We start from the raw sequence: 7,532 nt of genomic DNA, 5'->3' as shown, positions 1-7,532 counted from the left end.
GCCACGCCGTGCTGATGCTGCGCACCGACCGCGGCGATCTGGTCCTCGACAACAAGACCAGCGCCGTGCTGCCCTGGCACAAGACAGGATACACCTTCATCAAGCGCGAATCGCAGGACGCGACCGCCTGGGTATCGTTGGGTGGTGCCACCGCCCCGACCGTCACCGCCAATCGGTGAGGGGACGAATCAGCCGAAGAATCTGCGTGCCGAATTGGAACCAAAGTGCGGCAGGAGCGTTTACCAGGGTTTAAATTTTTCGGTTGAGCGCCGTCGGCCCCCGTGGCAGCTTGGATGCAAGAACCAAGCGACGAGTCGATGGGGCAATGCGGGCAGTGATGGACGGCCTCGGCCGGGCGAGCCATGTCGACGTGCGACATGTCGATCGCCAGGGCCTCCTGAAGCGCGGCGCCCGAGCGGCGCAGCTGGGACTTCTCGGCACGCTGCTGCTGATCGGCGGCGCGACCGCCCAGGGGCAGACCCAGACCCTCGCGGCCCTGCCCGATGCCAGCGTGGCGATCGAGCGTGGCGGAGCGGCGAAGCCCGTGAGCGCCTGGACCGATTTCTGCACCCGCTATCCGGCGGAATGCGCCGTCGACACCAGCGAGCCGACCACGCTGACGATGACGCCGGCCCTGTGGCGCACGCTGACGGCGGTGAACCGGCGCGTCAACGGCCGCATCCGCCCAGTGATCGACCAGGACCATTGGGGCGTCGTCGACCGTTGGGACTTTCCCGATGACGGCATGGGCGATTGCGAGGATTACCAACTCCTCAAGCGCCGGATGCTGGTGGAGCGCGGCCTCGCCCGCCGCGCCCTGCGGATGACCGTGGTGATCGACGAGATCGGCGAGGGCCACGCGGTCCTGATGGTCCGCACCGACCGCGGCGACTACATCCTCGACAACAAGACCAACGCGATCCTGCCCTGGCAGCGCACCGGCTACACCTACGTGAAGCGCGAGGGCCAGGACGGCCTCGCCTGGGTCGCGCTCAACGGCGTGACCTCGCCGGTCACCACGGCGAATCGCTGAGGGGGGCAGGCGCCTCGATACTGTTTCGTGCGAGACAGGCGTGAGCATACCGCCCTCTCGACCATGCCCGCGGAGCCTGTTCGTCGGCGTCCCACGGCATTGACCCCCTTCTCGTCATTCCGGGGCCGCGCAGCGGAGCCCGGAATCCAGACCCTCGGGGGGTTTCAGAATGAGCGGGAACGGCCTCCGCCCGATCCTGAACCATCCGCGGTTATGGATTCCGGGCTCCGCTGCGCGGCCCCGGAATGACCTTGAGCGTTTGAAACGAGAAGGCGGATCGGACAGCCCCTCAGGCGCCCGAGACCAGGTGCGCCAGGTCGAGCACCACCCGGCCCGAGACCAGGCTCCAGCCGCAGGCCAGCATCGTCGCCAGCATCACGAAGGGGATCGGCCGCCCCTCGATCCGCCGACCGCGCACGGTGTTGCGCAGGATGATGAACGGCGCCCCGAAAGCGAGGACCGGCAGGGAGGCGATGGCCACGAGGCCGCCGCCCGACAGGAGGCCGAAGCTCGCGCGCCGCGCCGTCGCCCATTCGAAGGCGCTCGCCAGGAGGCCCGCGAAAGCGAGGCCGAGCACCAGGGTCTGGATGTTCTCGAGGGCGGAGGGCGAGAAGTTCATGGGAGGTTAAACTCCGGAAGCCGCGTTCGTCCCACCCTGCGCCAGGCGCGATTTAGGGTTATGGTTAATTTTTCGTTATCCACAGATCTTTGCAGCCGGTCCCGTTGCGGGATTCCCCTCGGCATGGGTCCCCCATGCCACAGAAATACGACCCGTGACCGGGTTCCGGTAAGGAGCCGTTAACGGTCGGAGCCGAACGTTCCGGGACATGCCCGCTCCGGGCATCGATCGAACGAATCGGAGGCGGGCGCCATGGGGCCTGCACTGAGCGCCACCGTGGCGCGACTCGAACGGGACGTGATGCACGCGGCGCGGGTCGGCCGCCCCGCCGTTCCACCCATCGCCGCCCATCCGGTCGACCGGCGCCTGATCCTGGCGGCGGCCCTAGGCCTCGCCGGCTCGCTCGCCCTCACGGGCGTAGTCGCGGCCTGGCTCGCGCGCCCGATGGCACCGGCCGGACCGGTGGTGGTGAGCACCCTCACCCCCCGGCCCCTGGTCCTGCCGGCGGCCTGGATCGTGCGGCCCGGGGCCGCCGCCGAGGCGACGCCGGAGCGGATCGACCTGGCGATTCCATGGACCGAGCTGACCGGCAGCGCCCTGCCCGGCCTGATGCGGGTGACCGCGACCCGGGCACCCGAGACCGAGGCCCCGTTGAGCCCGGCCCGGCGCTACGCCCGCTTCCTAACCGCCGAGGCGCAGCCGCTCACCGACGGCCTGATGCGCCGGCGCTTCCGGGCCGGCACGCCGTTCGAGGGCGAGGATCTCTATCTCGCACAGGGCGAGGGCAGCCGGTTCGCGGCGCGCTGCGCCACCGGGCGGGTGCCGGAGCCGGACGCCGCCTGCCTCAGCGAGATCCGGGTCGGCGGCGTGAGCCTACGCCTGCGCTTCTCGGCCGACCGGCTGCCCTCCTGGGGCGCCGGCCTCGCGGGGCTGGAGCGGCTGTTCGGCTCCAACCCCTGACGCCTTGAGACGACTTGTACGAGACTACTCGTCCAGGTCGGTATCGAGGATCGCCATCGAGAAATTGAACGAGCGGTCTCCGTCCTCGTCGTCGACCGACAGCACGCCGAGGAATTCCTCGCCGATATAGACCTCAGCCGAGTCCGTCTTCTTGGGACGGGCGACGAGCCGGATGTTGTGGTTGGCGAAAGTGCGGCGAAGGTAGCCTTCCACCTTCGTCATCTCGGTCTTGTTCACGCTGGCCTCTTCACGTGCTTCAAAGTTCGGCCGCGACCGTGCCCCGAGCGGGCGCCGGCATCGGCCGCCTTCAACCAGGACCCCGAGAGCCGCGGGCGGGCTCGGGATGCGACGACGACCCTCCCCCGCCGGGCGGTCCACGGGGGCTCGGATCGGTAGGGCCCCCGCCTTGCCACGGCGGGGCCGGGGGGGCAAGGCGGCGCGACGCGGGGCCGTCAGATCCCGTCCATCAGGTGGATGAACTGGTCCATCGCCCGCGCCGGGTCGGAGCAGCCGGCCGAGCCGACGACGCGCGCCGGCACGCCCACCACCGTGGTGCAGGGCGGCACCGCCTGGAGCACGACCGAGCCGGCGGCAACCCGGGCGCGGGCGCCGACCTCGATGTTGCCGAGGATCTTGGCGCCGGCGCCGATCATCACGCCCTGCCGGATCTTCGGATGGCGGTCGCCGCCCTGCTTGCCGGTGCCGCCGAGGGTCACGTTGTGCAGCATCGAGACCTCGTCCTCGATCACCGCGGTCGAGCCGACGACGAGGCCGGTGGCGTGGTCGAGGAAGATGCCGCGGCCGATCCGCGCCGCCGGATGGATGTCGGTCTGGAAGACCTCCGACGAGCGGCTCTGCAGGTAGAGCGCGAAGTCGCGCCGGCCGCGGGTCCAGAGCCAGTGGCTCAGGCGATGGGCCTGGATGGCGTGGAAGCCCTTGAAGTACAAAACCGGCTCGATCGCCCGGCCGGCGGCCGGGTCGCGGTCGATCACCGCGCCGATATCGGCCCGGAAGGCCTGGCCGATGCCGGGATCGTCCGCCACCGCCTCGGCGAAGCTCTGGGCGATCAGGTCGGCGGTCAGCGCCGGGTGGCCGAGCCGCGAGGCGACGCGGTGCGCCACCGCCGATTCGAGGGTGGCGTGGTTGAGGACGCTGGCGAACAGGAACGAGGCGAGGCGCGGCTCGTCGCGCATCACGGCCTCGGCCTCCTGGCGCAGCCGCCGCCAGACCGGATCGACGATACCGGCGACCGGATCGGCGCCGGAGAGGGTGGGAGCGGGGCTGGGCGACAACGGCCTTCTCCTCGGCAGCGGCGGCGGGCAAACGATTCCCTATCCCGCCCTACATAGCGCGACGGCATTCTGCTGGAATAGCGTGGCGAGCCCCCCGCCCTCGATCAAGCCCCGGGTCGCGGAATCCTGCCGCGGGGCAGCCTTGGCCCTCAATCGCCGTCGGGCCGGAAAACGTAGCCCATCCCCCTGACGGTCTTGATGAAACGCGGATTGGCCGGGTCGGGCTCGACCTTCTTGCGGATGCGGTTGATCCGCACGTCGATCGCCCGGTCGAATGCCTCGGGGTCGCGGGCGTCGGCGAGGTCGAGCAGGCGCTCGCGGGTCAGCACGCGCTTGGGGTTGTCGAGGAAGGCCTTCAGCAGGGCGTATTCGGAGCGGGTCAGGATCTGCTCGGTGCCGGCCTCGTCGCGCAGGCGCAGGGTCTCGGTGTCGACGATCATCCGGCCGAACCGGACGCCGTTCTCCTGCCGGATCTCGGGCTGGATCCCCGGCTGGGCCGGCTCGGAGGTGGTGCCGCGCGTCTGCGCCGCCCGGCGCAGCACCGAGCGGATGCGCGCCACCAATTCGCGCAGCTCGCACGGCTTGGGCAGGTAATCGTCCGCCCCGAGCTCGAGGCCGACCACCCGGTCGATCGGGCTCGCGGTGGCGGTGAGCATGATGATGGGAATGGTCGAGCGGCCCTTGAGGTCGCGCACGATCGACAGCCCGTCCTCCTCCGGCATGTTGAGGTCGAGGACGATCAGGTCGGGGGCGACCTCGGCGAGGCGCCGGCGCAGGGCGCGGCCGCCGTCGCACAGGCTGACCTCGAACCCGTGCATCCGCAGGTAGTCGCCCACCATGGCGCGGGCATCGGGCTCGTCGTCGACCACCACGACGTGCGGGGCGGCACCCGTCATTACGCCGCTCCCGAGCGGGCCGACCGCCCGCGTCCCCGCCTCGCCACCATCCCGCGCCCCCGTGCCGCAGCGGCCCCGAAAACCCGGGTCGCCAGTGACGACAATGCCGTCTTGGGCGCATTCCGTCCACGTGCCGCGCCGCCGGGCGGGGCGCAGCACCGAATTTGTCCTCAGGTCCATGCGTCGCGCCCCCCGCTTCGAGTCAGGCGAGGATGCCGGCCAGCCGCTCGGCGATCCGGGCGCGGGACGCGGCCGAGAGGGCGCCGGGCGCCTCGGCCTCGATCAGGGCGGCGATCTGCGCCCGGCTCGGGCGCTGCGGACGCGAATCCTGCAGGAGCGCGTCCAGGGCATCGAGGTCGCGCTGCCAGGGCGCATCGTCGGGCAGCGGTGCGGCGATCGCGCCGACATGTTCCGGGACCACGTGAAGCATGGCGTGCCTCCCTGTTCTGCAAGCGCGGCGCTTGTAGGCGGGCTCTGTTGCACGATCATTACGTGGTGAAGGTCGTCGCACGGGATGTGCTCTCGCGCACCCGACGTCGCGTGTCGTCGCTCGGACGAGAGCCCGGTCATCGGGGGTCGCGCAGCGGCGGCGTCGATCCGCCGAACGGTCGAGCCCTGACAAATCACATTGGAGCGGGCCGGTTCGTTCGTCGCCACCTTGCGCGACCTTGTCGTTTCGCGTCCTCCCGGCCAGGATGCCGGCGCGAAGCTTCGCGCGCCGCCGGCGCGGCCGGGGCCGCGCGCACGGACGGTCGATGAGCGACGACGACATCCTCTTCCTGCTGCCGGACGACGAGCCCGGCGCGGACCTGCCAACCGCCGCCTGGCCGGTGATGGTGGTGGACGACGACCCTGCGGTGCACGAGGGCACCCGCTTCGCCCTCTCGGGCTACGGGCTCGACGGGGCCGGGCTCGAGCTGATCTCGGCCTATTCGGCATCCGAGGCCCGCTCCCTGCTCTCGGCCCGGCGCGGCATGGCGGTGATCCTGCTCGACGTGGTGATGGAGACCGACGACGCGGGCCTGCAGCTCGTCGACTTCGTCCGGCGCGAATTGAAGGACGAGACCGTGCGCATCATCCTGCGCACCGGGCAGCCCGGCCAGGCGCCGGAACGGCGCGTCATCGTCGATTACGACATCAACGACTACAAGGCGAAGACCGAGCTCACCGCCGACAAGCTGTTCACCAGCCTGACCGCGGCGCTCCGCGCCTACCAGCAGCTCAAGCGCCTGGAGGAGACCCGGCGCGGGCTCGAGATCATCATCGACGCCGCACCGATGCTGCTCGACTACAAGTCGATGCAGCGGCTGGCCGAGGGGGTGCTGACCCAGGTCTCCTCGCTCCTCAACGTCGCCTGCGAGGGCATCCTGGTCCTGCGCGAGCAATCCGGCCCGCAGGATGCGGTGAGCGTGCTCGCGGGCTCGGGCTGCTACCAGCACCTCGCCGGCGGGGACGGGCAGCGCCCCCTCGACGACGACGTGCGGGGAATCGTCGCCCAGGCCTTCACCGAGCGGCGCCACACCTTCGGCGACCGCTGGTCGACCCTCTACGTCCACACCGCGAGCGGCAGCGAGATCGTCGCGCTCCTGAAGGCCGATCGCTCGCTCTCGGAGACGGACCGCGCGCTGATCGGCCTGTTCACCTCGCGCCTGTCGGTCGCCTTCGACAACGTGATCCTCTACGAGCAATTGCAGCGGGCCAATATCGGCCTGGAGCAGCGGGTGGTGGAGCGCACCGGCGAATTGATGCGGGCCAACCGCAGGCTCGCCATGCAGCGCTCGGACCTGCGCCGCGCCAACCAGCTCAAGACCGAGATTTTGGGCACGGTCGCCCACGACCTGAAGAACCCGCTCGCTGTCATCCTCGGCCGGACCGAGATGCTGGGCGACATGATCGAGGCCAAGCCGCCGCCGGCCGAGGCGATGCACGCCCAGATCGGCCATATCCGCGAGACGGCGCGCCGCCTCACCGGCATGATCGAGACTCTGATCGCCGACGCGATGACCGACGCCCTCGACATCGTTCTCCGCCGCGAGCCGGTGGATTTCGCCGCCCTCGCCCGGGAGGTGTCGCAGGCCAACGCGCCGCTGGCCGAGACCAAGGGCCAGACCCTGCGCTCTGACATCCCCGACAGCGTCACGCTGCACGGCGACGCCGAGCGCCTGCGCGAGGCGATGGACAACCTGATCTCGAACGCCATCAAGTATTCGCCGGCCGGGGCCGAGATCGTCGTCACGGTGGCGCAGGAGGCCGGGGAAACGGTCTATGCCGTGCGCGACCACGGTCCCGGCCTGTCGCCGGAAGATATCGGCCGCCTGTTCGGCCGCTTCCAGCGCCTCTCGGCCAAGCCCACCGCCGGCGAGGGCTCGACGGGGCTCGGGCTGTCGATCGTCAAGCGGATCGCCGAACTGCATGGCGGACGGGCGACGGCCGAGACCCACGCGCCCGAGCCGGGTTCCACTTTCGCGATCCGGTTGCCGAATGGGAGCGAAGGGCTGGCGTGAGCGGGGCGTGTTGACTGTCGGTCAGCAGGCTTTAAAATTCAGCCCCGGAGTGGGACGGGGGCTGCTACCCCCGCCCCTTTTGACGCTCCGACTATCCGAGCTGCACGCGGAGGATCAGTGTCACGCTGGTCCTCCGCACTCGTTTATAGAACATCAAAACGCGAAAGCGTGGCCGAAACCACCCCATCGTCGTCTCCTGGGTTCGTGACCGGCGATGCTCTCGCCCGA

The 7,532-nt window shown here is 70.3% G+C and carries 9 protein-coding genes; 4 read left to right on the top strand and 5 right to left on the bottom strand.

All coding sequences use genetic code 11. The features are described from left to right. A partial coding sequence (locus ABZT49_RS27640; RefSeq protein WP_355290847.1) for a transglutaminase-like cysteine peptidase occupies positions 1 to 179 on the top strand: 179 nt, incomplete at its 5' end. Between the two features lie 146 nt (positions 180 to 325). Further along, positions 326 to 1,033: a transglutaminase-like cysteine peptidase gene (locus tag ABZT49_RS27635; RefSeq protein ID WP_355290843.1), complete on the top strand. Its 708-nt coding sequence runs from the start codon at positions 326 to 328 to the stop codon at positions 1,031 to 1,033. 289 nt (positions 1,034 to 1,322) lie between these two features. Here the strand turns inward: ABZT49_RS27635 and ABZT49_RS27630 are convergent, their stop codons facing one another. Then, on the bottom strand, positions 1,323 to 1,652 hold the full coding sequence (locus ABZT49_RS27630; protein WP_355290842.1) for a DUF6949 family protein: 330 nt from the start codon (positions 1,650 to 1,652) through the stop codon (positions 1,323 to 1,325). A 252-nt stretch (positions 1,653 to 1,904) separates the two neighbouring features. Between ABZT49_RS27630 and ABZT49_RS27625 the strand changes: the two genes are divergently transcribed. After that, complete coding sequence (locus ABZT49_RS27625; protein ID WP_355290840.1) at positions 1,905 to 2,612, top strand: hypothetical protein; 708 nt, start codon at positions 1,905 to 1,907, stop codon at positions 2,610 to 2,612. A gap of 24 nt (positions 2,613 to 2,636) precedes the next feature. Here ABZT49_RS27625 and ABZT49_RS27620 read toward each other — a convergent pair whose 3' ends face one another. The 4 genes from ABZT49_RS27620 to ABZT49_RS27605 form a co-directional block, all read right to left on the bottom strand. Next, positions 2,637 to 2,834, bottom strand: coding sequence for a DUF3126 family protein (locus ABZT49_RS27620; RefSeq protein WP_206289771.1), 198 nt, complete (start codon positions 2,832 to 2,834; stop codon positions 2,637 to 2,639). A 230-nt stretch (positions 2,835 to 3,064) separates the two neighbouring features. Then, a complete protein-coding gene (gene cysE, locus ABZT49_RS27615) occupies positions 3,065 to 3,904 on the bottom strand; it encodes a serine O-acetyltransferase (protein ID WP_355290838.1) in 840 nt (279 codons plus the stop codon). 149 nt (positions 3,905 to 4,053) lie between these two features. Next, positions 4,054 to 4,800 carry a response regulator gene (locus ABZT49_RS27610; protein ID WP_355290836.1) on the bottom strand — a complete coding sequence of 249 codons (747 nt, stop codon included), beginning with the start codon at positions 4,798 to 4,800 and terminating at the stop codon, positions 4,054 to 4,056. Between the two features lie 202 nt (positions 4,801 to 5,002). Next, positions 5,003 to 5,230: a hypothetical protein gene (locus ABZT49_RS27605; RefSeq protein WP_355290834.1), complete on the bottom strand. Its 228-nt coding sequence runs from the start codon at positions 5,228 to 5,230 to the stop codon at positions 5,003 to 5,005. Positions 5,231 to 5,555: 325 nt separating this feature from the next. On the opposite strand from ABZT49_RS27605, the gene ABZT49_RS27600 reads away from it, so the two are divergent. Continuing rightward, entirely contained in the window at positions 5,556 to 7,304 is a 1,749-nt protein-coding gene (locus ABZT49_RS27600; RefSeq protein ID WP_355290832.1) for a DUF3369 domain-containing protein, read from the top strand. Positions 7,305 to 7,532: the final 228 nt, after the last annotated feature.

Origin of the sequence: Methylobacterium sp. EM32 (assembly GCF_040593685.1) — a bacterium.
GTDB lineage: Bacteria > Pseudomonadota > Alphaproteobacteria > Rhizobiales > Beijerinckiaceae > Methylobacterium.
The sequence above is the reverse complement of the archived record's forward strand: the minus strand, read 5'-3'. Positions and strand labels throughout refer to the sequence as shown.

What these genes read in the sequence shown, in the direction of transcription:
- ABZT49_RS27635 (WP_355290843.1), top strand. Translation starts at nt 326, where the DNA reads ATGCGGGCAGTGATGGACGGCCTCGGCCGGGCGAGCCATGTCGACGTG.
- ABZT49_RS27605 (WP_355290834.1), bottom strand. Translation starts at nt 5,230, where the DNA reads ATGCTTCACGTGGTCCCGGAACATGTCGGCGCGATCGCCGCACCGCTG.
- ABZT49_RS27630 (WP_355290842.1), bottom strand. Translation starts at nt 1,652, where the DNA reads ATGAACTTCTCGCCCTCCGCCCTCGAGAACATCCAGACCCTGGTGCTC.
- ABZT49_RS27625 (WP_355290840.1), top strand. Translation starts at nt 1,905, where the DNA reads ATGGGGCCTGCACTGAGCGCCACCGTGGCGCGACTCGAACGGGACGTG.
- ABZT49_RS27600 (WP_355290832.1), top strand. Translation starts at nt 5,556, where the DNA reads ATGAGCGACGACGACATCCTCTTCCTGCTGCCGGACGACGAGCCCGGC.
- ABZT49_RS27620 (WP_206289771.1), bottom strand. Translation starts at nt 2,834, where the DNA reads ATGACGAAGGTGGAAGGCTACCTTCGCCGCACTTTCGCCAACCACAAC.
- ABZT49_RS27610 (WP_355290836.1), bottom strand. Translation starts at nt 4,800, where the DNA reads ATGACGGGTGCCGCCCCGCACGTCGTGGTGGTCGACGACGAGCCCGAT.